The sequence below is a fragment of the Mesorhizobium sp. M7A.F.Ca.US.006.01.1.1 genome (genome assembly GCF_003997935.1).
Lineage (GTDB): Bacteria > Pseudomonadota > Alphaproteobacteria > Rhizobiales > Rhizobiaceae > Mesorhizobium.
Window position 1 is genome coordinate 1 of sequence record NZ_RZQL01000553.1, and the last position, 409, is coordinate 409.

Annotated in this window: 1 pseudogene; it reads left to right on the plus strand. The window is 62.3% G+C overall.

The features are described 5' to 3' along the window. A pseudogene (locus EN943_RS37450) lies at positions 1-409 on the plus strand (aminomethyltransferase family protein); the annotation flags it as partial.

Consider the following 409-nt stretch of genomic DNA (forward strand, 5'->3'; position numbering starts at 1 on the left):
GCACAGGACAAAGGCTTCGACGTCACTATCACCGACGTGACCGAGAAATACGTCACTATCGGCATCTGGGGGCCGAACGCCCGGGCGACCTTGCAGAAGGTGGTCGAAAATCCGGACGGGCTCTCTGTTGAGAACTTCCCATTCGCGGCGATCAAGCCGGTCCGGATCGGCGGCAAGGATGTCACCGCTTTCCGCATCTCCTATGTCGGCGAGCAGGGCTGGGAACTGCACATGCGCTACGAGGACGGCCTGGCCGTCTGGGACGCCCTGCGCTCGACCGGCGTGATGCCCTTCGGCGTCGAGACCTATGCCAACACGCGCCGCATGGAAAAGAGCCTGCGCCTGCAGAACGCCGACCTTTTGACCGAGTACAATCTGCTCGAAGCGGATCTCGCCCGTCCGAAGGTCA